The sequence below is a fragment of the Mycobacterium sp. SMC-4 genome, from assembly GCF_025263265.1.
Classification (GTDB): Bacteria; Actinomycetota; Actinomycetes; order Mycobacteriales; family Mycobacteriaceae; genus Mycobacterium.
Map to the genome: position 1 here is coordinate 2,897,271 of NZ_CP079869.1, position 22,579 is coordinate 2,919,849.

The 22,579-nt window shown below is 66.0% G+C and carries 15 protein-coding genes; 6 read left to right on the plus strand and 9 right to left on the minus strand.

Going from position 1 to position 22,579, the window contains the following annotated elements; all coding sequences use genetic code 11:
* Nucleotides 1-66: 66 nt before the first annotated feature.
* From KXD98_RS13790 to KXD98_RS13800, 3 genes are all read left to right on the plus strand, one after another.
* On the plus strand, nt 67-1,704 hold the full coding sequence (locus KXD98_RS13790; protein ID WP_260758960.1) for a hypothetical protein: 1,638 nt from the start codon (nt 67-69) through the stop codon (nt 1,702-1,704).
* Nucleotides 1,705-1,823: 119 nt separating this feature from the next.
* A complete protein-coding gene (locus tag KXD98_RS13795) occupies nt 1,824-3,257 on the plus strand; it encodes a flavin-containing monooxygenase (RefSeq protein WP_396883199.1) in 1,434 nt (477 codons plus the stop codon).
* An 11-nt stretch (nt 3,258-3,268) separates the two neighbouring features.
* Nucleotides 3,269-4,645, plus strand: a complete 1,377-nt coding sequence (locus tag KXD98_RS13800; RefSeq protein ID WP_260758962.1) for a cytochrome P450 — start codon at nt 3,269-3,271, stop codon at nt 4,643-4,645.
* Here the strand turns inward: KXD98_RS13800 and KXD98_RS13805 are convergent.
* The 3 genes from KXD98_RS13805 to KXD98_RS13815 form a co-directional block, all read right to left on the minus strand.
* On the minus strand, nt 4,633-5,466 hold the full coding sequence (locus KXD98_RS13805; protein WP_260758963.1) for a class I SAM-dependent methyltransferase: 834 nt from the start codon (nt 5,464-5,466) through the stop codon (nt 4,633-4,635). The genes KXD98_RS13800 and KXD98_RS13805 overlap by 13 nt on opposite strands.
* A gap of 45 nt (nt 5,467-5,511) precedes the next feature.
* Entirely contained in the window at nt 5,512-6,735 is a 1,224-nt protein-coding gene (locus KXD98_RS13810; protein WP_260758964.1) for a PE-PPE domain-containing protein, read from the minus strand.
* Nucleotides 6,736-7,085: 350 nt separating this feature from the next.
* Nucleotides 7,086-8,165, minus strand: coding sequence for a PE-PPE domain-containing protein (locus KXD98_RS13815; protein ID WP_260758965.1), 1,080 nt, complete (start codon nt 8,163-8,165; stop codon nt 7,086-7,088).
* Between the two features lie 1,018 nt (nt 8,166-9,183).
* On the opposite strand from KXD98_RS13815, the gene KXD98_RS13820 reads away from it, so the two are divergent.
* Complete coding sequence (locus KXD98_RS13820; RefSeq protein ID WP_260758966.1) at nt 9,184-10,668, plus strand: NAD(P)/FAD-dependent oxidoreductase; 1,485 nt, start codon at nt 9,184-9,186, stop codon at nt 10,666-10,668.
* Nucleotides 10,669-10,759: 91 nt separating this feature from the next.
* Nucleotides 10,760-12,115 carry a cytochrome P450 gene (locus tag KXD98_RS13825; protein WP_260758967.1) on the plus strand — a complete coding sequence of 452 codons (1,356 nt, stop codon included), beginning with the start codon at nt 10,760-10,762 and terminating at the stop codon, nt 12,113-12,115.
* A gap of 7 nt (nt 12,116-12,122) precedes the next feature.
* On the opposite strand, the gene KXD98_RS13830 is transcribed toward KXD98_RS13825, so the two are convergent.
* The 6 genes from KXD98_RS13830 to KXD98_RS13855 form a co-directional block, all read right to left on the minus strand.
* Nucleotides 12,123-13,343, minus strand: coding sequence for an alkane 1-monooxygenase (locus tag KXD98_RS13830; protein ID WP_396881246.1), 1,221 nt, complete (start codon nt 13,341-13,343; stop codon nt 12,123-12,125).
* 224 nt (nt 13,344-13,567) lie between these two features.
* Complete coding sequence (locus tag KXD98_RS13835; protein ID WP_260758969.1) at nt 13,568-15,532, minus strand: hypothetical protein; 1,965 nt, start codon at nt 15,530-15,532, stop codon at nt 13,568-13,570.
* Nucleotides 15,533-15,591: 59 nt separating this feature from the next.
* Nucleotides 15,592-17,793 (minus strand): malate synthase G, encoded by a 2,202-nt coding sequence (locus KXD98_RS13840; protein ID WP_260758970.1) that lies wholly within the window; start codon nt 17,791-17,793, stop codon nt 15,592-15,594.
* 81 nt (nt 17,794-17,874) lie between these two features.
* Nucleotides 17,875-18,732, minus strand: coding sequence for a 3-methyladenine DNA glycosylase (locus KXD98_RS13845; protein ID WP_396883201.1), 858 nt, complete (start codon nt 18,730-18,732; stop codon nt 17,875-17,877).
* Between the two features lie 61 nt (nt 18,733-18,793).
* Nucleotides 18,794-19,855: a hemolysin family protein gene (locus KXD98_RS13850; protein WP_260758971.1), complete on the minus strand. Its 1,062-nt coding sequence runs from the start codon at nt 19,853-19,855 to the stop codon at nt 18,794-18,796.
* Complete coding sequence (locus KXD98_RS13855; RefSeq protein WP_396883203.1) at nt 19,848-21,188, minus strand: hemolysin family protein; 1,341 nt, start codon at nt 21,186-21,188, stop codon at nt 19,848-19,850. The genes KXD98_RS13850 and KXD98_RS13855 overlap by 8 nt, the downstream gene beginning before the upstream one ends.
* A 357-nt stretch (nt 21,189-21,545) precedes the next feature.
* On the opposite strand from KXD98_RS13855, the gene KXD98_RS13860 reads away from it, so the two are divergent.
* Nucleotides 21,546-22,574 carry an iron ABC transporter substrate-binding protein gene (locus tag KXD98_RS13860; RefSeq protein WP_396881249.1) on the plus strand — a complete coding sequence of 343 codons (1,029 nt, stop codon included), beginning with the start codon at nt 21,546-21,548 and terminating at the stop codon, nt 22,572-22,574.
* Nucleotides 22,575-22,579: the final 5 nt, after the last annotated feature.

Below are 22,579 nucleotides of genomic sequence, written 5' to 3' on the forward strand. Positions count from 1 at the left end.
GTTACTCCCGTCACACCTGGAATCGCGCAGGCGCAACAGCCAGAGGCGCGAACTGTCACCGCGGATGTGGACCTGACCGCCAGTGCGGCCAACATCCTGCCGAACTTGATCAATGCGATGCTCAACGCCCCGCAGGCGCATGTCGACGCCGTCAACTTCTGGGCCGAGTCGTGGGCCAAGAGCGGCAACTGGTGGGTCTACTCGCAGGTCAACGTCCTGGGCTGGGATCCGCCAAACGTCGACATGGCCTACTCCACCGTTGCGTTGATGGTGCCGTTCAAGCCGCTCTGGCAGCCGTACGGCGAGGCCACCGAGTCGTGGATGGCCGCCAACCTGCCCATGCACTACGGCTGCTCCGGCCTTCCGCCGTGCCCCGATTCCGCGTCCATGCTCAACAGCATGTTCCGGGTCAACCCGCTGTCGTTCTACCTGGGCAATGGGTTCACCTACGGCGCCGAGGACGGACCGGAGGGCACCCCGAAGTGGAACCCGGTCAGTTCGCGCGAGAATTACTGGGGCTACGAGCTCGGTGAGGACGCCTCGGCAGACTTCAAGATCAAGGACGAGAACGGCAACCCGACCGACCAGTGGGATCCGGCGCTCTATGACGAAGCGACCGGAAAGCCGACCGAGCTGGGCATGCAGCTGTATCCGAACAGCTACATCGGGTGGCACGGCGAAACGCGCAAGCTCGATCCCAACGCCGGCAACAAGGCGTTCTGGGACTACTTGATGGGCGACCCGCAGCCGGTCAAATTCCCGTCGTTCGACGAGCAGATGACCGCCTACCGCAAGTTCGCCGAGACGCTGGCGATCATGTGGAACCCGTTCATGCCGCAGAGCTACATCTGGAATCCGCGGTACTCGACGGCGGCCTACTTCGTCCGGCCATTCGCGAAATACCTGTGCCCGCACTGCAACCCGTATGACCCGTTCATGCCGGTGGGCTGGAAGCCGTCGGACGGCTTCCCGGAGCCGGTCGACGATGGCTGGCAGCCACTGTTCCCCTGGCAGGCCAAGACGCCGACCGGTCTGCCGCTGCCCACCGAGGACTACCTCGAGCCGGGCTATGTGGCGCCGGAACAGCGCGCGGCGCAGGAGAGCACCGCGGCACTGCTGGTCTCTGACACGACCGACGCCACAGACGAGACGACCGCGGAGGACACCTCGGCCGCCGAGTCCGATCTGTCGAAGACGCTGCAGGCCATCCAGGCCAAGGCGACTGACATCCTCACTCCGCAGACCAAGACCGAGGACACCACCCCGGTCGCAGACGAGGTCACCACCCCGGTCGAAACCGAGGTACCCGCGGAGCCCGAGGTCACCACCCCGGTTGAGACCGAGACTCCTGCGGAGCCCGAGGTCACCACCCCGGCGGAAACCGAGGCTCCCCAGGAAGCCGAGACTCCGAAGGAGACCCCGAAGGAAACCGAGGCGGCCAAGGAAACCGCGAACGAGAAGTCCGACCCGGTCGCCGATGCGGTGAAGTCGGTTCGCGACAAGTTCAAGCGCGGTAGCGAGGCCAGGGAATCCCGGGCCAGCGAGCGCGCTGGCAACGAGAGCTCGACCTCGACGCGGGAATCGTCGTCGACGTCGACGTCTTCTTCGCGGGACTCGTCGTCGCGGGACTCCGGCAGCAGCGGTAACAGCTCGGATTCCAAGCGCACGGCGAGCTCCGGTGCCAGCAAGGGCTCCGACAGTTAGCCAGTGGTTAGCCAAAGCACAACTGCGGCCGGTGGGATGACCTCCCACCGAGCCCGTAGTATCGCTGAGTGACCACCACGCACTTCGACGCTGTCATCGTTGGTGCTGGATTCGGCGGCATGGGTGCCGCCATCCAGCTCAACGAGCTCGGCTACCACAACCTCGCGATCCTCGACCGCGAAGACGACCTAGGTGGGACGTGGCACGTCAACCGTTATCCCGGACTGACGGTTGACGTCCCGTCCACCACCTATTCGTACTGGTTCGAACCCAATCCCTATTGGTCGCGGCTGTATGCGCCGGGCGAGGAGCTCAAGCGCTACGCCGAGCACGTCGCCGACAAATACCAGCTGCGTCGGTACATGCGCTTCAACACCGTTGTGGACAGCGCGCGCTGGGACGACGAGACCCAGCAGTGGCTGGTGTCGCTGACCGACGGCCAGACGCTGCAGGCGCGCTTCCTGGTCCTCGCGACGGGGTATCTGTGCCAACCCAAGAAGCCGGACATCCCAGGCATCGAGACGTTCGCCGGCACCGTGCTGCACGCCCAGGAATGGGATCACGATTATTCGCTGAAGGGCAGGCGCGCAGCGATCATCGGGACCGGCTCCACCGGTGTGCAGCTCATTCCCAAGTTGGCCGAGGACGTCGCCGACCTGACCGTCTACCAGCGCACCCCGATCTGGGTGATGCCCAAGCTCGACCTGTCGTTCGGCCCCCGGACGCAGCGCATCTTCGCGAAATTCCCTGCCACACAACGCTTTGTCCGCTTGTCCAGTGACATGTTCATGGACTTCATGACGACACTGGCAATGTGGAAGTTCCGGCAACTGCGGCCGATCAACACCATCGCCAACAGGATCGGCGCACTGCACCGTTTCCTGGCCATTCGCGACCGGGAACTGCGCCGCAAGCTCACCCCGGACTACGACTTCGGCTGCAAACGGCCGACGCTGTCCAATGTCTACTACCGCACCTTCACCAAGCCGCACGTGCACCTCGAAACCGTTGGCATCGAGCGAATCGAACCCGACGGGATCGTCGGCAGGGACGGCACCAAGCGCGCCGTCGACACCCTGGTGCTGGCCACCGGCTTCGACGTGTGGGAGTCCAACCTGCCCGCCATCGAGGTCATCGGCCGCGAGGGCCGCAGTCTCGGAAAGTGGTGGCGCGAGAACCGGTTCCAGGCCTACGAGGGCATGACGGTGCCGATGTTCCCGAACATGCTGACCCAAGCCAGCCCCTACGCGTGGGTCGGCATGAGCTGGTTCGACACCGTGGAGACACAGATGCGGCACATGCGACGCCTGTTCGGCGAACTCCAGCGTCGGGGTGCCACCACCTTCGAGGTCACCGAGGCCGCCAACGCCCGGTTCCTGGACGAAATGCTGCGCCTGCTCGACGACTCTGTCTTCCGGTTGGGTGACTGCGCCACGTCGCGGTCATACTGGTTCAACGGTTCGGGCGAATCACCCCTGTTCCGTCCGACGTCGGTGCGCAGTGCGGTCAAGGCGCAGGAACGGTTCCCGCTGACCGACTACACGATGGCCTAAGGAGTGACCAGATGACTACGGCGACCACCGATCCGGTGCGCCTCCCGCCTGGACCACGCGCACCGAAGTTGCTGCAGGGCCTTGGGATGGTGGCCGTGCAGAGCCGGATGCTCACGGCACTGTCCAGGAAGTACGGCAGTGCCTTCACCGTCAACGTGCCGTTGTTCGGCCGGATGGTCATCGTCAGCTCGCCCAGCGATGTCAAGGAACTGTTCAGCTCCAGCCGTGAACTGATCGGCCGACCCACCAACAACCTGGGCGATGTGCTCGGCAGCGGTTCGGTGTTCGCCCTCGACGGAGACGAACTGCTGGCCCGCCGCCGCCTGCTGCTGCCGCCGTTCAACGGCAAGAGCATGCGCTCCTACGAGACGATCACCGAAGCCGAGGTGATGGCCGAGCTCTCCACCTGGCCCGAGGGCGTGGAATTCGAAACCCTCGATCCGATGATGCGCATCTCACTGAACACGATCTTGCGCGCGGTGTTCGGCGCCGAGGGCAAGGAGCTCGAGGAACTGCGCACGTTGATGCCCGCCGCGGTGGAGTTCGGCTCACGTATCGCGTTGCTGCCCGGGGTGATCCGGCGCGATTTCGGCAAGTGGAGCCCCGGCGGCCATTTCGCGCAATACCGCCGCCGGATGGACGAGCTGATCGCGACGCTGATCGCCGACGCCCGCGCCGACCCCGATTTCGATCAGCGCCAGGACGTGCTGACCCTGCTGTTGCGCACCCGCTACGACGACGGGACGCCGATCTCCGACCAGCACATCGCCGACGAATTGCTGACGCTGCTGGTTGCCGGGCACGAGACGACGTCTTCCCAGCTGTCCTGGGTCGTCGAGCGCATCCGCCGGCACCCCGAGTTGCTGGACCGGCTCACCGAGGAAGCCGACGCGGGCGGCTCGGAGCTGCTGCGCGCCACCATCCAGGAAGTGCAGCGCACCCGCCCGGTGCTGACAGCATCACTGCGTAGGACGAAAACACGAGTTCAGCTGGGGGAGTGGGTGATCCCCGAGAACACCACGGTGATGGGCAGCCTGCACCTGGCGATGACCAGTGCCGACAGCTTTCCGGAGCCGGACAGGTTCAATCCCGATCGCTTCCTCGGCGTGAACCCCAACCCGTTCGCCTATGTGCCCTTCGGCGGCGGCATGAACCGTTGTATCGGAGCATCTTTCGCCTCCATGGAGATGGAGATCGCCGTGCGGGCGATCTTGCGCGAATTCCGGATCGAGCCGACCGAGGCCGCTGACGAGCGCCCGTTCAATCGCGGTGTGTCGATCGTGCCGAACAAGGGTGGTCGCGTGGTGGTACACCGGCGTAAATCTGTTGCGGCGAGCACGAATTCGTCATCGGCTCCCGCCGAGCAGAGCAATGATCAGCGGCGCTGAAACCGGTAGCTCAGAATTCGGGCCTTGCGTGCAATCGCGGGCACTCGTTTGGCGAGGCGACTGGCCGTCCGTAGGCCGCGGGGAAACAGCGCGGCTTCGGGCTCGAACATCGCACTGGCCTCCTCGACGAGACGCAGATCAGGGTTCCACTGCTGCGGGTGGCGAGCGTCCTTGAAACCGGCGAAGTCCCATTGCCGATGCGGCGAATTGGATCCGCGCATAGCCAGTTGACCGGCGATCCGGTTCAACCGGCCCACTCGGCCGTAGTCGTTGAACGCCACCATGCCCGATGCGAAGTGAGCGGTGGTCCGGCGCAACAAGGCCACGATGACCGGCTCGGTCAGAAACGCGAACAGACCGTCGGCAACCACCATCGTCGGCCGGTGGGCGGGGATCGCATCGCACCACCCAGGTTCGGCGACCGATGCCGCGACGGTGTGCGCACCATTGCGCGGCGGCAGAACCTGCGAGCGCAGCGCCACCACGCCCGGCAGGTCGACGCTGTACCAGTCCACGGTCACCGGTGGGTCCACCCGGTAGACCATGCTGTTGAATCCGGCGCCCAGATCGACGACCACGGCCTCGGGATGTGCGGCGACAAAAGCGCGGACCCGCTCGTCGAGCATCTTGGCCCGTAGGGCGACCAACGAGCGCACGCTGGGGGTGACGCCGAGGATGGTGTAGTCATAGTCGAGCTGCGCCACGACCTGCGCGGCCAGCGGGTCGCCGAGGATGGGGCGGGCCTGCCGCGCGTCGGCGGCTCGGGCGTATTCGGTCAGCAGGGTGGTGCGTTCTACGGGGGTGAGATCACCGACATCCATCCGGTCAGCCAAGCACATCCCGGCCGGGACGTGCCCGCGCGCCGCTCAGTCGGCGGATCGGGAACCACCGGCGGCGGCCCTGGTCCTCTCGCGCGAGGTCGACTTCTTCTCGCGTGCCGTGGCCCGGGTGGTGTCGCGCTCAACTTTGTCTGCTCGCCGCACGGCCGGGGTATCCTGCTGTCGCCGTTCCTCGGCAGCAGCCCGAGACACGACCTCAGCCGCCTCGGAATCGACATCAGCGCCGATCTCTGAGTCCGCCGGCGCCGCGGGCTGGCTCTTGCCTGTGGCACGCTTGCGCAGCTCCGCCTCGTCGCGAGCAGATTCAGCCTCAACCGATTGTGCGGCCGGATCGTCGACCGCCTGCGCCGGCGGCGTTACCTTCGGAGCGGTTGCGGACCCGGGGCCGGTCGACCGGCTGGCGGCCGACGAGGCCGACGGCTCATCGGTGCGCGCCCGGTCGGTCTCCGTCGAGCGGGGCTGCGCGACGGTACGCAGCTGCTCGGTCAGCCCCAGCTCCCACGGGCGGTCGTAGGCGCGCTCGATGATCTCTTTCAGCGGCCCGTTGAGGCGGTCGGCAAGTGCTTTGAGCCCCAGCGCGCGCAGCGGCGAGAGCAGCGGCAGGTCCTCGGTGGGGACCAGGATGTAGGTGGTGTTGCCCTCGGTCCACCGGTAATTTGCCGGGTCGTCGATGTCGACCGTCGAATAGTCCACGTGCAGCGGCGACAGGAAGCCCAGAGCCAGGTTCATCTGCGCGAGCAGGCTGAAACGGTTCGGCGTGTCGGCGATCGGGTCGTACTGGCGGGCGATATCGATGACCTGGTACTGGGTCTGTGGCATGGTGTGGAACTTGCGGTTCGCACCGCCATACTTCCGAGTGGGATTGCCGATCAACACGAACGACAAGACCTCGGGTGAGGGCGCATCGGCGGACGCCGCGTTGCGCGCCATCCACGTCGACGCCCCGGCAGCTCCGCCGCTCAGCGCGAAGACCGTGACCTTGTCACCGTCGGGGAGTGCGCTACTTGCCCCGGGAGGAGCTACTCGGGAGGTGTACTCCGCGATGGCCTCGGTCAGTCGCTCGATGGCGACGTTGAGCGCCCACGAGTACTTCACCTTGTTGCAGACGTTCGGGCTGGCACACATCGAACCCTGCAGCGCAGGGGGCATCCGGTGCGGCAGCGGGCTGATCGTCAGTACCGTGGCCGCGCCCGCGGTCGGCGTCGAGGCCAGCATGAACAGCGAGGTGAGCATGGCCAGGATTGCTGTCATGAATGCGCCGCGGAAGGCGCTTGAAGTACTTCTTCCCATATCCGTCCCCCAATGTGAGACCACCGACCCCCCGGTGGTTTTCATGCTACGCGCGTTATTGCTGTCCCAGCTGGCGTTTGCCGGTTCTTGCGAGCCCGGTGCCGCCGACCGCTTGCCCTGATCACGCTCCCCGTCCGCCGCTCGAGCGCTGGGAAGGTCAATGTTCTTGGCACACATGTTTTTTGCTCCTGGAACAGCAGTACCGACCGGGTTGAACACATGCCGTGCGCGACGGTGAACGCACCGTGGGCCAGACCGGTGAAGGGTTATCTGGCCGCACGGTGCGTTCGCTTGCGTGTGCGGTGACGGGCCTAGGAGTCAGACCCCTGGCGAGCCGAGCTGCGGACCCTGTCCGCCTTGGCTGCCGAGCGAGCCTCGCTGCGCAGCTCGCGGGCCTGCCTGCCGGACTTGGCAGCGCTGTCGTCGCTGGCCTTCTTGTCGCGAACCGTCGTCGCCTCGGCGGCTTCGACATCCTTGAGGACTGCGGCCACGTCGTCATCGAGCTTGGCCTCGACAGCTTCGACCGGTGCTGCCTCGGACTTGCTCGACGCTTGGGCCGAATCGGAGTCGGCCACGCTCGCCTCCACCGTCTCGACCTTGGCGGCGGTGCGGGCCGAACTGGTGTCCTCGACCGGTTGTGCGACAACCTCATCGGCCGTCTCGACCGGTGCGGCGGCTCGACTGACCGCGACCCGGCTGGCGGCGGCGTTGCTCTTGTCGTCGTTGCGCTTGTACGCCTTGTCGATGGTCGCCTTCAGCGAGGCCTCCCGCGACTTCAGCCACGGCATCAGCTTGACCAGCGGCAGCGTCGCGGCGGGGACCAGATAGTGCGTTGTCTTACCGCCCAGGATGTTGATGTCGACGGTGATGTTCGACTCGGGGACCGCGTCGAGGTTGGCAAACGCCGTCGGGACATGCTCGGTGATCACCCCGGCATAGGCGTTGATCACAGCCAGGAAGTTCCACGGGCGGTCCGGGAAGTCTGCGAAGCCGTCGTACTCACCGGTGACCACGATGACGTCGTAGGGCACGATGGGGGCCGGCTGATAGGTGTAGTCGAAGCGCGCGTTGTACTTCACCTGGTTGATGAACTTCTGCCGGCTCGAGTCCGCCACGATGATGAAGGTCAGGTTGTCCTTCGACGGAGCGAGCTCGGGGTTTTCCAGCAGCATCCGCATGACCTCGTCGACGACCAGCGAGCCCGCCGAGAGACCGACGACGGTCACCGGCTGTTCGGCGTTGAGGACCCTCTCGTAGAGGGTGGCCTGTCCCTGCGCGATCGACTGACCCAGGGTCAGGTGGTTGCGCCCGGTGTAGGGAGTCGCCTGTGCCGGCCACTTGATGTCTTCGCGGATGTCGTTGGCGAACCGCTTGTTCAGCAGGTTGCTCATGATGAGGTCCGGGACGCTCGGTTGCATGATTCCGCCGACCACCAAAGCAGTACCTGCCCAGGCGGGGGCTACGGCTGTGGACAGAGCCAGCAGGACCGCGGATACGAGCGCCACAAGGGCCGTACCCGCCGATCTCAGTAGTAAGCGCATGTGGACCTCCAGGTCATGCAGTAATCGAATAGTTGCCGTCCCGCGATTGCGCGGTCACCCACAGCATGGGCCACGATTAATGACGCTGCTAGCAAATTCATGACATTGTCTCAGCCAGCCCATCGTGGCAAACTCCTGGAGCATACCTGGCACACCGGCTGACCTCGTGATCTCCGACACAGCGCTTACGCGGGCGAAAAAAAGTTTTTCCGAGCGCGGATCCGACCTTGATCCCTAATCAGGCCTGGTAAACACCGGATTACCGACCGCCGGCCCAGAGCGATACACGAGCTGAAATCGGCATAAGGTGACATATGTCACCCGTTGACGACGCCGGTCCGGCCATCCAGGCTGGCCCGCCTGTTGACGCTGTCGTTAACTTATGAGCTCACCTTTATAGCGGGGTTTTCGGACGCCTCCGTTAATTTCATTCGGATGCGAATTCAGTTAGCAAAGCGCGTTATTTCGGACTCTTTGGTGCCGATATCAGCCAGATCACAGCAAAACATCGCTTTATCTTGAGGCGTGTGGCGCTTTATCGAGGTGAGACCTTTCAGCTGTGGTCTCGTGACATTTGCTGACACAGCGACACAGCGGCGATTCGAGACCGCCGCTGTGTCGAAACTCTTCGCTCGCTGTTCATCTTGGCAACCATGAGAGCCGACTCGCGCCGACCCGTCGGCGATGCAGCGGCTGCGTTGTTCGCCACAGCTCGGTGGCACTGCCCCTGGCCAGCGGTTTCCGCTGTTGTCGTGCGGAAATGCAACGAATCCGGGCGCTCCCGACTGCCCGGATGGCAGCAGGCACGACCGCTCGGTCCGGCCGCATCGGGCTGAATCTTGTCGGCGAGTCAGCTACGGTGATCGGCATGAGTGCCCAGCAACCCCTCGATGTCGTCATCGTGGGCGCCGGATTCGGCGGTATCGGCGCGGCAATCCAGTGCAAGCAACTGGGCTACCGCAACATCGCCATCCTGGAGCGTGAAAGTGACCTCGGGGGCGTCTGGCACGTCAACCGATACCCAGGCCTGGCAGTGGACCTGCCCTCGCCCACCTATTCCTTCGACTTCGAACCCAACCCGTACTGGTCTCGCCTGTACGCACCCGGCGCGGAGATCAAGCAGTACGCCGAACATGTCGCCGACAAGTACGACGTTCGCCGGTACATGCGGTTCGATACCAAAGTCGAGAATGCGCGCTGGGACGACGAGCAGAAGGTCTGGCAAGTGACGCTGGCCGGCGGGGAAACCGTGACGGGCCGGTTCTTGATCGCGGCCACCGGGTTCATGTCGCAGGCCTGCTTCCCCGACATCCCGGGCGTCACCGAGTTCGCCGGCAAGGTCATCCACACCACTGCGTGGGACGACACCTATGACCTCACGGGACGTCGTGTCGCGATCATCGGCACCGGCGCGACCGCGGTGCAGTTGATCCCCGAGCTGGCCAAGAAGGCTTCCGAGTTGTCGGTCTACCAGCGCACGCCGATCCACGTGGTGCCCAAACAGGATTTCGCCATCCCTTCGGCCGTGCAGAAGCTGTTTGCTCGAATTCCGTTAACCCAGCGTGTCTTTCGCTGGCTGACCGACATCCAGGCCTCGGTGGTGTTCCTGCCGGCGATCAAGTTCCGGCAGTTGCGCCCGCTGGTCAACTTCACAGCGGTGATCTCCAGCGCGCAACGCTTCGCCGCGATCCGTGACAAGGGGTTGCGCCGGGAATTGACCCCGCAGTACGACTTCGGCTGCAAGAGGCCGACGTACTCCAACGAGTACTACAAGACCTTCACCCGACCGAATGTGGCGCTGCGCACAGCCGGTATCGAGCGGATCGAAGCCGATGCCGTCGTCACGGCCGACGGTGTCCGCACCGAGATCGACACCCTGATCCTGGCAACCGGATTCGACATGTGGGAATCGAACTTCCCGGCCATCGAGATCATCGGGCGAGAAGGACGCAATCTGGGCAAGTGGTGGCGCAGCCACGGATTCCAGGCCTATCAGGGCATGACGGTGCCATACTTCCCGAACTACCTCGGCTTGGCCGCCGGGCCCTACGCCAACAGCGGTCTGTCCTTTTTCAACATGGTGAAGTACCAGAGCCGCCATATCGAGCGACTGTTCGGGGAGTTGCGCCGGCGCAATGCCACCACATTCGAAGTCACCGAGCAGGCCAACACCGAGTTCCGTGAGCGGATGGAACGCCTGCAGGAGGGCACCCTGCTGCACTTGGGTGACTGCTCGAACTCGCGTTCGTACTACTTCGGCCCCAATGGCGAGACCGTCCTGCGCCCGACGACTCCGCGCACGGCACTGCGGGAGCAGGAAACCTTCGCACTGACCGACTACACCTTTGCCTGACGGGTTCGGCTCGGCGCCCTTGGTAACATGCGGTGTCCATGACACGCGTCAAACGCAGGAGAATCGGACTCACGGAACGGAGGGGTGAGCCATGGCAGAAGCAACAGCCGACCCCGTGCGACTCCCACCGGGTCCGCGGATACCGAAGCTGATCCAGGGCTTGATGATGCTGACCGTCCGCAACCAAGCGGTCGACGCAGCATATCGGCGCTACGGCAGCGAGTTCACGGTCAACGTGCCGGTGCTCGGCCGCACGGTCGTTGTCAGCGATCCGGCGCTGATCAAAGACATCTTCGCGACCAACCGTGATGTGATCGTCCGGCCTGGGCACAACCTGGGCGCCACCATCGGACCGGGGTCGACGTTCAGCCTCGAAGGCGAGGAGCATCTGCGCCGGCACAAGCTGCTCGTTCCGCCGTTTCATGGCAAGCGGGTGCGTGGCTACGAGCCGGTGGTCGAAGAAGAAGTGCTGCGCGAGATCGCCGACTGGCCCCAAGGTCAGGAGTTCGAGACGCTCGAACCGATGATGCGTATCACCCTCAACGCGATCCTGCGCACGGTGTTCGGCGCCGAGGGTGCCGCGTTGGACGAGCTGCGCGAACTGATCCCGCGCGCTGTCGCGATGGGTTCGCGCTTCGTGCTGCTGCCCGCTGCGGCCCGTCGTGACCTCGGCGCCTGGAGTCCGGGCGGACGATTCAAGCGGCTGCGCGATCGAATCAACACCGTGATCGGTGAGCTCATCGCGCAGGCACGCACCGATCCGCACTCCGAGGATCGCGTTGATGTGCTGTCGTTGCTCGTGCACGCGCGCTACGACAACGGCGAACCGATCTCCGACGACCACATCGCCGACGAGCTGCTCACCATGATGGTGGCCGGCCACGAAACCACCGCGACCCAGCTGGCCTGGACGATCGAGCGGCTGCGCCGCCACCCCGACCTGCTGACCCGGCTGACCGACGAGGTCGACGCGGGCGGATCCGAGCTGCGACAGGCGGTCATCTGGGAATCGCAGCGCACCCGGCCGGTCATCGACAACATTCCCCGGCAGACCAGGCAGCGAGTTCGGCTCGGGCCGTGGGTGCTGCCGGAGAACACCAACATCTTCATCAGCATCCAGCTGGCCCAATTCGACCCCCAGAATTACACGAATCCCGAGGCGTTCGACCCGGACCGGTACGCCAACGGTGCACCCAAGCCGCCGATGTGGATTCCGTTCGGCGGCGGCATCAATCGGTGCATCGGGGCCAACTTCTCCAATATGGAGATGGACATCACGCTGCGGACGCTGCTGCGTGAACTGCGGTTCGAGCCGACCACCGAAGAATCTGAAGCGTTGTGGGACAGGGGAGTGGCGCTGGCCCCCAAGCGTGGTGGACGCGCGGTGGTGCATCGTCGCGTCCCAGCGGCTGCCCCGTCGCCGCAGCACGCGCCGTCGGTCAGCTGAGGGTCGGTCAGTTGGGGTCCACGGTCCCTAGCGGAGCCGTCTGGTACCGACGCGCCAACCGTTGCGCCTTGCGCGGGCTCAGCGCCGCGCGCCGGACATCCCCGTGGTAGTGGGCGACCACGCGCGGGTCCATCACCTTTCGCCACAACGGCGGAAATATGGCGAGCACGACCATCGCGGCGTATCCGGCGGGTAGCTGAGGCGCCTCGTCAGCGTGACAAAGCGCCTGGTAGCGGCGCTGGGGGTTGGCGTGGTGATCGGAATGGCGCTGCAAGTGAAAAAGGAACACGTTGGAGATGACGGAGTTGCTGTTCCAGCTGTGCGACGGCTGGACCTTCTCGTAGTTGCCGTTGGGCCGCCGTCGGCGCCGCAGACCGTAGTGCTCCAGGTAGTTGATCGTCTCCAGCAGCGAGATACCGACCAGCGCCTGACCGATCAACCACGGCAGCACGGCCACCCCGAAAGCCAGAGTCAATGCGGTGAACAACGCGACCGTCAGCAGCCAGGCGCTGAGCACGTCATTGCGCAGAGACCAGACCGAGCTACCGCGACACCGCAGGCGCCGGGCCTCGATGACCCATGCCGACCGTAGGCTGCCCGGGATGGACCTGAAGAAGAACTGGTAGAGGTTCTCACCCAGGCGCGCGCTGGCCGGGTCCTCCGGAGTGGCGACCCGGGCGTGATGGCCACGATTGTGCTCGACGAAGAAGTGCCCATAACCGCTCTGCGCGAGCGCAACCTTGCTCAGCCAGCGCTCCGTGCCGGCTCGCTGATGGCCCAGTTCGTGAGCGGTGTTGATGGCGACACCGGCGATTCCACCGACGGTCAGCATCAATCCCAGCTGGTCGACGAGGTTGAGCGTGACACCACCACCCCCGCTCCACAGCCAACAGGCGAGCACCAGCGACAAGTACTGCGCGGGCAGATACAGGTACGTCGCCCAACGGTAATAGCGGTCCTGCTCGAGATAGATCAGCACACTCTCGGGCGGGTTATCCGAATCGCTGCCGACCAGGTAGTCCATCAGCGGGATGAGAACCACGGTCATCAGCGGACCCGACCACCAGAACAGGCCGCACCCGGTGATAGCCACAGCCAGCCAGGACACCGGGACCAGAACCGGGATGACGAGCCCGAGCAACCACAGGTAGCGTTTGCGGTCCCGCCACCGCCGCGGTCGGGCAGGTTGCTGACCGGCAGGTGCCATGTCCGGGTGCTGGGTTGGCATCGTGCTGGTCGCGCCCCCTCTGAAACGAGTTCTTCGCCGATCCTCGCAGGTTAATGCGACGGTTCGGTAACGCCGTCGTACCATTGCCGCCTGCCCCCGGGCAATATCCCCAGCGAACAATTTCGGTTGATTGATGTTGCTCGCCGGTGTGCAGGCAAGCTTATCGGAAGGACAGCCGTCAAGTCTTCTCAGCCACGCTGACCAGCCGGGAGGCCGCCGGAGAGTTAGCCCAGCAGTACGGCGATCACCGCGGCCAACTCGGGGGAGTCCGACGACGCGAGATTGTGGTACTGCCCACCGGTGGTCTGCGCGACGCCCTCCCAGGCCGCCCGGTCGCTGTCGTCGCCGAAATCGACGACGTTGACCGCGACGGGCCGCTCGGGGTCGAAAGCGCCGCTGATGTACTGTTGCAGACCCTCGCCACCGAGCGTGCGGTCGGTGTGTGGTCCGGTGGTGATCACCAGCACCGAATTTTGCTGTCCGTCGCGGTAGTTGGCGGACGCATCGGCATAGACCAACCGAAGCGTAGTGAAGGACACCGCGCCACCGCCGGATGCGGACTGGGAGTCCAGCGCGGCGGTCAAAGCTTCGGAGCGGGCTCGGCCGTCCACCGGTTCGGACAATGCACCGGGGCTGACCTCGTTGCGGCCCGCCACGCCGTCGAACGTCCACAGCCCGACCCCCGAGTCCGGCGGCAACACCGGCAGCCGTGCCTTGAGGGCGTCGACGACGTTGGCCAGCCGGGAGCGGCCGCCTTCCTCGGCGGGCATCGACTGGTCGAGCATGATCGTCACCGTCGGGCTCTGGATCGGCGACGTGACGGTATCGGCGATGGTGGCGCGCAACGCCACGTCGCCGATTTCCAACGGTGTATCCACCGGGGCGAAGTCGACCACGTCGCTGGCCGGCGACTCCTGGCCGGTGACCTGGAAGCCGGCGTTGGCCAGGTCACCGAGCTGCTCGGGCTTGCGCAGGAACCGTGCGAACTCGCTGGCCGCGGTGAGCTGCTCCTGGGCCAGCCAATCTCCGGAGAGCAGGACGGTGGGGAAATCGGCCACTGCAGTCGGGCCGGATGGCCGCCAGGCCGCCACCTTCGATGCGGCGTCCGGCAGCGACGCGGCACGCTGGAACAATTGCTGCTCGGTGGTCACCACAGCGTGGACCGATGCCGCCTGCGGGTCGGCCGCGTCGATGAGCGCATCCAAGGCCGTCGCGGCGGTGTTGTCGGGCAGATCGGGTGCGCCGGCGATCAGGGTGCTCACCGCGCCCAGACCGGAGCTCACGGGAGCACCTTGGGGTGCCGATGCCGCAGCAACCGCTTCGGCGGCCAGATAGGCCGCGTCGCTGTCCCGGTCCAGCGGCAACGCCACCCGCAGGCCACCCCAGCCCTGCAGTCCCAGACCGTCGAGCCCGGCCGGATCGGTCTGCAGCCCGGGCAGTGCGGCCCAGGTCTGCTCGGCAAGAGCGGATCTGACCGGAGGCGCCACGGCGAGCACCACCGGGGAAGTGACCAGTGATCGGCTGTCGGTGATCGTCTGCGGTCCGGCGGCAGCCTCCAGTCGAGCCTCAGATGCCGTACTGGCCGGGATCCACAGAGCGGGACGCTCACCCAGTTCGGCGGGCCACTGGTCAGCCAGACCGTTGACCACCGCCGCCGAGTCTGCCGCGGTGATGCCTACCTGGACGCAGCGATCCCCGACGGTTTCGGCGTTGTCGTTGTAGCGCTGGGCAAGATCTTGCACAGGCTCGGCGATCGCCGGGTCCACAACGACGGCGATGTTGATCTCGCCGTCGACACACCGGGCCGCGGCCACATCCGAGCGGGTCGACAGTGCGTCACCGAAGAATCGCCACAGGATGACCCCGCCGACGACCACGACAACGGTGATCAGGGCAACGATGACGCCGACGCTGACACCTCGCCGGCCCGGAGTGACGGCACGGTGGCTGCCGGTCCACTCACCGCCGTCCCATTCGCGTGATCGCGGTGGCGCGGGTAGGTGGTCGGTGTCGGCAGCGTCGTCGGAAGCAGACAGATCCGCACCGGGGTGCTCGTCGTGCGCTTCGCTCTCGTCGTCGGCCCGAAACCGCGCCGCCGGCCCCTCGGATCCGAACGCGAAACGTTCGGTCTGCGGATCCTCGGACGGCGAGCCCGACTCGTCCGGGTCCGGGAGGCTATGCCGTCCCATACCGGCCAATCCCGCTCATACCGCCTGCGCTTTCACGTCGTCGCACAACTGCCGTCGCGTCATCCAACGTTACGTGACGCTTTGAACTCTCGGCGGCGCCGGTGCAGGATCGGCTCGGTGTAGCCATTGGGCTGTGCACCACCGGCGAGGATCAGCTCCTGGGCGGCCTGGAATGCCACGCTGGTATCGGGATCTGTTGCCATGGGGCGGAATTCGGGATCACCGGCGTTCTGCTCATCGACCACTGCGGCCATCCGACGCAAACTGGACTTGACGTCTTCCTCGGTGATCACCCCGTGGCGCAACCAGTTTGCCAGCAGCTGGCTGGAGATCCGCAACGTCGCGCGATCTTCCATCAATGCGACGTCGTGAATGTCGGGCACCTTGGAACAGCCCACACCAGCGTCGATCCAGCGCACCACATAGCCCAGGATCGACTGGCAGTTGTTGTCGACCTCTTCGCGGATCTCCTCCGGCGCCCAGGCCAGCTCCTTGGCCAGCGGAATGGTCAACAGCTGCCCGATCGAGGTTCGGCGCTTGCCGGCAAGTTCGGCGTGCACGGCGAACACGTCGACCTCGTGGTAGTGCATGGCGTGCAAGGTCGCCGCAGTCGGGGACGGCACCCACGCCGTGGTGGCACCCGCCTTGGGCTGGCCGATCTTCTGCTCGACCATGTCCGACATCAGGTCGGTCATCGCCCACATGCCCTTGCCGATCTGGGCACGACCGGAGAACCCGGTGGCCAGGCCGATGTCGACGTTCTGGTCCTCGTAGGCCTTGATCCAGTCGGTGGACTTCATCGCACCCTTGCGGATCATCGGACCGGCTTCCATGGAGGTGTGGATCTCGTCGCCGGTGCGGTCCAGGAACCCGGTGTTGATGAACACCACGCGATCGGCCGCGGCCTTGATGCAGGCCTTCAGATTCAGGGTGGTGCGGCGTTCCTCGTCCATGATGCCGACCTTGATGGTGTTCTGCGGCAGCCCGAGGACGTCTTCGACGCGGCTGAACAGCTCGCAGGTGAAAGCGACCTCGTCGGGACCGTGCATCTTGGGCTTGACGATGTAGATCGAACCGGTGCGGCTGTTGACCAGCTCGCCGGTGCCCTCACCGGAGCGCAAGCCGTGTATCCCGATCAGGCTGGTGAACAGGGCATCCTGGATACCTTCGGGGACCTCGGCGCCTTCCTGGCCATCGGCACCCGTGATGATGGCGTCGTTGGTCATCAGGTGACCGACGTTGCGGACGAACAACAGGCTGCGGCCGGGCAGGGTGACCTCTCCGCCGTCCGGCCGGGTGTAGGTGCGGTCGCTGTTGAGGACGCGGGTGAAGGTCTTGCCGCCCTTGCTGACCTCTTCGGACAGGTCGCCGCGGTTGAGCCCGAGCCAGTTGCGGTAGCCGAGCACCTTGTCGGGCGCGTCGACGGCGGCGACGGAGTCTTCGAAGTCCATGATCGTGGTGATCGCCGACTCCAGCACGACGTCCTGGATCCCGGCCTTGTCGGTCTTGCCGATCGGGGAGTCGGGGTCGATCAGGATCTCGATGTGCAGACCGTTGTTGACCAGCAGCACCGATGCCGGCGACGCGGTGTCACCGGTATGACCGGCGAACCGCTGCGGATCGCGCAGGCCGGCGGCCCCTCCGTCGTCCAGAGTGGCGAACAGCCGGCCGTCGTCCACCGTCAGACCGGTGATGTCCGCCCACGAGCCCGACTCCAACGGCGCGGCGGTGTCGAGGAAGCGCCGGGCGTAGGCGATGACCTTGTCACCGCGCACCTTGTTGTAGGACGTACCGGGCTCGGCGCCGCCGTCGGTCGGGATGACGTCGGTGCCGTACAGCGCGTCGTAGAGCGAGCCCCAGCGGGCGTTGGCGGCGTTGAGCGCGAAGCGTGCGTTGAGGATCGGCACCACCAGCTGCGGGCCTGCGGTGCTGGTGATCTCGTCGTCGACGCCGGCAGTGGTGATGGTGAAATCGTCAGGTTCGGGCTGCAGATAACCGATGTCGGTGAGGAACTGCTGGTACTCGTCGGCGTCGAAGGGACCGATCACCCGCGCCCGGTGCCACTTGTCGATCTGCGCCTGCAGCTCGTCGCGTCGAGCCAGCAACTCCACATTCTTGGGGGTCAGGTCGGCGACAACCTTGTCCACGCCGGACCAGAACGTGTCGGGGTCGATGTCGGTGCCGGGCAACGCCTCGTTGTTGATGAAGTCGTACAGCTCAGGGGCGACGCGCAGGTTGCCCACCGTCACGCGATCGGCCATGATTCCTCCCTTGTTTGCACGCGCCTTCACGCGCCTGCAGTCTGCGGTTCGTCGAACCAGCTTACCCAGCGGTAACTGGGCCTATTCCCCGGCCGCAGGGGCACCCAACGCGCGGCAGCGCGCCAGCAGGCGGGCGCGCAACGGCGCAGCCCGCTCGGTGACGGCCTGCTGCGCCGCGGCGTATGCACGCCGGCCGGCCGGTGTTTCCACGGCGATCGGCGCAAATCCGTATTCACCCAGGTCGTAGGGACTCGCTCGCATGTCGAGCACCCGGGCCTCGACGGCGAGCTCGAAACAGTCGAGCACCAGGTCGGTCTCGATCAGCGGGCCCAGCTTGAACGCCCACTTGTAGAGATCCATGCCGGCGTGCACGCAGCCGGGTTGCTCATGGCCGATCTGCGACGACCGGGTCAGGGCGTGCTGGTTTCGCCCGGCGGCCGGCTCGGTGAAGAACCGATAGGCGTCGAAATGGCTGCAGCGCAACGGCATCGATTCGACGACTGCATCGGTATCGGAGGCGCTGAGCCGCATCGGGATGCGGTGGCGCGCGCGGGGGGACCGGTAGACCATCGCCCATTCGTGCAGACCGAAGCAGTTGAATCGGGCCGGCCGAGCTGCGGTGGCGGCCAGCAGGTCGGCGATGAACGCCACAGCGCTGACGCGGGCGTGAAGATAGTCACTGCTGACCGTGACGCCGTCGGGATGCTCGGTGTAGCCGGTGCGGTGCAGATAGCCGCGCGCCGCGTGACCGCCGAGGACGATTCCGTGGCCGGGATGCCACCGCCGTAGCTGGCCGGGTCGAAGGCTGTAGTAGGTGAACAGGAAGTCGTAGACCGGATGGGGCCCACCGCGGGCTGCCAGCACGGGTTCGAGCACCGTATCGGCGCGGCGCCGGTGTGCTTCGGCACGGGGGAGCCAATCGGCGGGGGAAAGTACCACGGCGGGCCGCGCATCAGCTACCGCGGCGGGCCGCGCATCAGCTACCGCGGCGGGCCGCGCGTCACACACGGTGGGTGCCGTCGCGAACGGTACCGACAAGGTCCTCGACCAGGTCTTCGAGCGCGACCATCGCACTGACTGTCCCATCGGTGCTGGTCACCAGCGCGAGATGGCTGTTGGTACGGCGCAGCCGCGACAGCGCGTCCGGCAGTGGCAACGACGCCGGCACCCGGGGCAGCGGCCGCACCATCGACCAGTCGACCACGGCCGAACCCTCGGGTGTGCGGTTGAACAGTGGCAGCACGTCTTTGATGTGAACGAAGCCGACATAGGTGCCGGTGTCGTCGGTCACCGGGAACCTGGAATAACCGGTCTCGCGCAGCGCCTCCTCCAGGGCCCGCACCGTCGGACCGGAACCGTGTTGGGCGGCCGGTACCGCGCGTATGCGGTGCAGCGGGATCGCGACGTCGTTGACGCTGCGGTTGCGGATCTGCAGCGCCCTGGTCAGACGGCTGTGCTCCTCGGGGTCGAGCAGCCCCTCCGACAGCGACTCGGCGATCATCTCCGACAGTTCGACCGTCGAGACGGTGACCTCGAGTTCGTCCTTGGGCTCCACGCCGCAACTGCGCAGGATGAAGTTGGCGCACCAGTTGTAGAACGCGATGAACGGGCGTGCTGCCCGCATGTAGACCAGGTAGACGGGGATGAGCAGCATCGCCGTCGACTCGGGGCCGGCGATCGCGATGTTCTTGGGCACCATCTCGCCGAGCAGCACGTGCAATGTCACCACGATCGACAGCGCCACCAGGAACGACACGGTGTGCAGCAGCGCGTCGGGGATGCCGAGCAGACCGAACGGCTTCTCGAACAGGTGCGCCACCGCGGGTTCGGCGACCCGACCCAGCAGGATCGAGCAGATGGTGATGCCGAGTTGGGCGCCGGCCAGCATCAACGACAGGTTCTCACCGGCCCGGATCACCGTGACCGCACTGCGTTTGCCCTGTTCGGCGAGCGCCTCGAGGCGGTCTCGGCGTGCCGAGATCAACGCGAACTCCGAGGCCACGAAGAACGCGTTGGCCGCCAGCAGCACGAAGGTCAGCAACACTCCGAACACGTCACCCACGGCTGTCTCCGCCGGGTCCGAGTTCGGTCAGCCGCAGTGTGTCGATGCGCCGGCCGTCCATTCTGATCACCGTCGCACGCCACCGCGCGGGCTCCTGGGGCCCGTCAGGGTCGAACGCGGTCAATTCCACCGACTCTCCTTCTTCGGGGATGTGGCCGAGCTTCTCCAACACCAGGCCACCGATGGTTTCGTAATCGCCTTCAGGCGCCCGGAACTCGGTGTTCTCGGCGACCTCGTCGATGCGCAGTAGTCCGGAGACCTGCCAGCCGCGTCCCGCCTGCACCACGTCGGGAGGCTCGACGTCGTGCTCATCGCGGACGTCGCCGACGATCTCCTCGATGAGGTCCTCCACGGTCACCATGCCGGCGGTGCCGCCGTATTCGTCGACCACCAGCGCGGTCTGAAGTCCGTTGGCGCGCACCTCGGCCATCACCGCGTCACCGTCGAGGGTGGACGGCACTTTGGTGACCGGGAGGGCGAGGTCGGCCAACCGGGTGCTGGCCCGCTTGTCCTGGGGGATTGCGAAGATCTGTTTGACGTGCGCGACGCCGATGGTCTCGTCGAGGTCGCCGCGGATGATCGGGAACCGGGAGTGCCCGGTACGGACCGCGGCGTCGCTGAGATCGAGCACCGTGTCGTCGGCTTCGAGGGTGTCGATCTTGGAGCGCGGCGTCATCAATTCCTCGGCGGTGCGCACGCCGAACTGCAGCGAACGGTCCACCAGCACCGCGGTCACCGGATCGAGTGCGCCACTCTGCGCTGAGGACCGGACCAGCGAGACGAGCTCCTGCGGGGAGCGCGCCGAGCGCAGTTCCTCGGCCGGTTCGATGCCCATGCGGCGCAGGATCCAGTTCGCGGTGCCGTTGGTGAGCCGAATCAGCGGGGTGAACAGAAACGAGAACATCAGCTGTGGGCCGGCCGACCAGCGCGCGGTCGGGACGGGTCGGGCCACCGCGAGGTTCTTGGGTACCAGTTCGCCGAACACCATGGACAGCGACGTCGCGAACAGGATGGCCAATGCCAGCGCCAGCCCGCTGGTGAGGTTTTCCGGGACACGTAGCGCACTCAGGCCGGGCGCGATGAGTCTGGCCACCACGGGTTCGGCCAGAAAGCCGGTGGCCAGCGTGGTGATCGAGATGCCGACCTGGGCGCCGGACAGTTGAGTGGACAGCGTGCGGTGGGCCCGCTGCACCATCTGGTCTCGCCGATGACCGCTGCGCGCGTTGGCGTCCACGGTGCTGCGCTCCAGTGCGGTCAGCGAGAACTCGGCGGCGACGAAAACCGCGGTCCCGGCCGTCAGCAGCGCGAACGCCATCAGCGGCAGCACCGACATCACGACGTTCACCGCATCACCCCGCGGGCAGGGTCACAGAAGCCGGGCCGGATGCCCGGCTGACTAGAGGAGGGTTCAGCGTCGGTGGGCTCGCGACCGGGCCGCTCGGTGTGTTCGGCCGGCTCGACCGAGCCTCCCCCTAGTGCCTGCGGCACCTGGTCCCTTTCGTCGTGGCGCTGGACTGACCCGCGGCCAGCGAAGGTGGCGCGAATCGGAATCTATGACCCTCACATGTTAACGCCCCTGGTCCCGGCACCCGGCTCCGATCCGCATTGGTGAGGCTGTCCTCACCCCAGTGGTAAGTTGCCGGAAAGGCGCGACCGACGACGGCATTGCTGGAAAGGCGAAGACGCGCAGATGATGAAATCGATGACCCGGTGGGCCGGTGCTCTCGGAATGACAGTCGCGATGCTGGTTTCCACCGCGTGCGGCTCACCGTCCGAGGACCAGAACGGCAACAAGATCGTGGTGTACTCGGGGCGCAGCGAAGAGTTGATCGCGCCGTTGCTCGAACAGTTCACGACCGACACCGGCATCGAGGTCGAGGCCCGCTTCGCGGGGTCGGGCGAGATGGCCGCCCAGCTGCTCACCGAAGGCGACAGGTCACCCGCCGACGTCTTCCTGTCGCAGGATGCCGGCGCGCTCGGCGCGGTGTCCAAGGCCGGCCTGTTGGCGCCGTTGGACCCGCAGATCGTCGAGGCAGTGGCCGCGCAGTTCGCCGCCGCCGACGGCACCTGGGTGGGCGTCTCCGGCCGCGCCCGAGTGATCGTCTACAACCCGAGGCTGGTCCCCGATCCGCCCGACACCATCGACGAGCTGTTGGCACCGCAGTGGCGGGGCCAGGTCGGCTTCGCGCCCAGCAACGCCTCATGGCAGGCATTCGTCACCGGCCTGCGGGTGCTGCGCGGTGAAGACGGCGCCGAGCAGTGGTTGCGCGCCTTCAAGGCCCAGGACCCCCAGGTCTTCGAAAACAACGTGGCGATTCGTGATGCCGTCGACGCCGGCCAGCTCCCGTTGGGTCTGTCCAACCACTACTACCTCTACGAGCTCATCGCGGCCAGAGGTGCCGAGGCGGTGACGGCGCAGAACCAGTTCATGGCGCCGGGGGATCCCGGTGGCTTGATCAACGTCGCCGGTGTCGGGGTTTTGAAGTCCGCACCCAATCCTGAAGGGGCGCAACGTTTCGCGGCGTACCTGGTCGAAGAGTCGGCGCAGCGTTACTTCGCCGAGGAGACGGCTGAGTACCCGTTGGCGGCGGGGGTGGCGCCGACGGCGGCGATGCCGCCGCTGGACTCTTTGCAACCACCGGCGGTCGACCTGTCCGACCTTGACGACATCGAGGCCACCCAGGAACTGCTGGTCGAGACCGGTCTTTTGACCAACTGACCCGG

Bases quoted from the DNA above. Each gene is read 5' to 3' on its own strand.
- KXD98_RS13800 (WP_260758962.1), top strand. From the start codon at position 3,269: ATGACTACGGCGACCACCGATCCGGTGCGCCTCCCGCCTGGACCACGC.
- KXD98_RS13835 (WP_260758969.1), bottom strand. From the start codon at position 15,532: ATGGGACGGCATAGCCTCCCGGACCCGGACGAGTCGGGCTCGCCGTCC.
- KXD98_RS13805 (WP_260758963.1), bottom strand. From the start codon at position 5,466: ATGGATGTCGGTGATCTCACCCCCGTAGAACGCACCACCCTGCTGACC.
- KXD98_RS13825 (WP_260758967.1), top strand. From the start codon at position 10,760: ATGGCAGAAGCAACAGCCGACCCCGTGCGACTCCCACCGGGTCCGCGG.
- KXD98_RS13810 (WP_260758964.1), bottom strand. From the start codon at position 6,735: ATGACAGCAATCCTGGCCATGCTCACCTCGCTGTTCATGCTGGCCTCG.
- KXD98_RS13860 (WP_396881249.1), top strand. From the start codon at position 21,546: ATGATGAAATCGATGACCCGGTGGGCCGGTGCTCTCGGAATGACAGTC.
- KXD98_RS13820 (WP_260758966.1), top strand. From the start codon at position 9,184: ATGAGTGCCCAGCAACCCCTCGATGTCGTCATCGTGGGCGCCGGATTC.
- KXD98_RS13830 (WP_396881246.1), bottom strand. From the start codon at position 13,343: ATGCCAACCCAGCACCCGGACATGGCACCTGCCGGTCAGCAACCTGCC.
- KXD98_RS13815 (WP_260758965.1), bottom strand. From the start codon at position 8,165: ATGAGCAACCTGCTGAACAAGCGGTTCGCCAACGACATCCGCGAAGAC.
- KXD98_RS13795 (WP_396883199.1), top strand. From the start codon at position 1,824: ATGGGTGCCGCCATCCAGCTCAACGAGCTCGGCTACCACAACCTCGCG.
- KXD98_RS13840 (WP_260758970.1), bottom strand. From the start codon at position 17,793: ATGGCCGATCGCGTGACGGTGGGCAACCTGCGCGTCGCCCCTGAGCTG.
- KXD98_RS13855 (WP_396883203.1), bottom strand. From the start codon at position 21,188: ATGTCGGTGCTGCCGCTGATGGCGTTCGCGCTGCTGACGGCCGGGACC.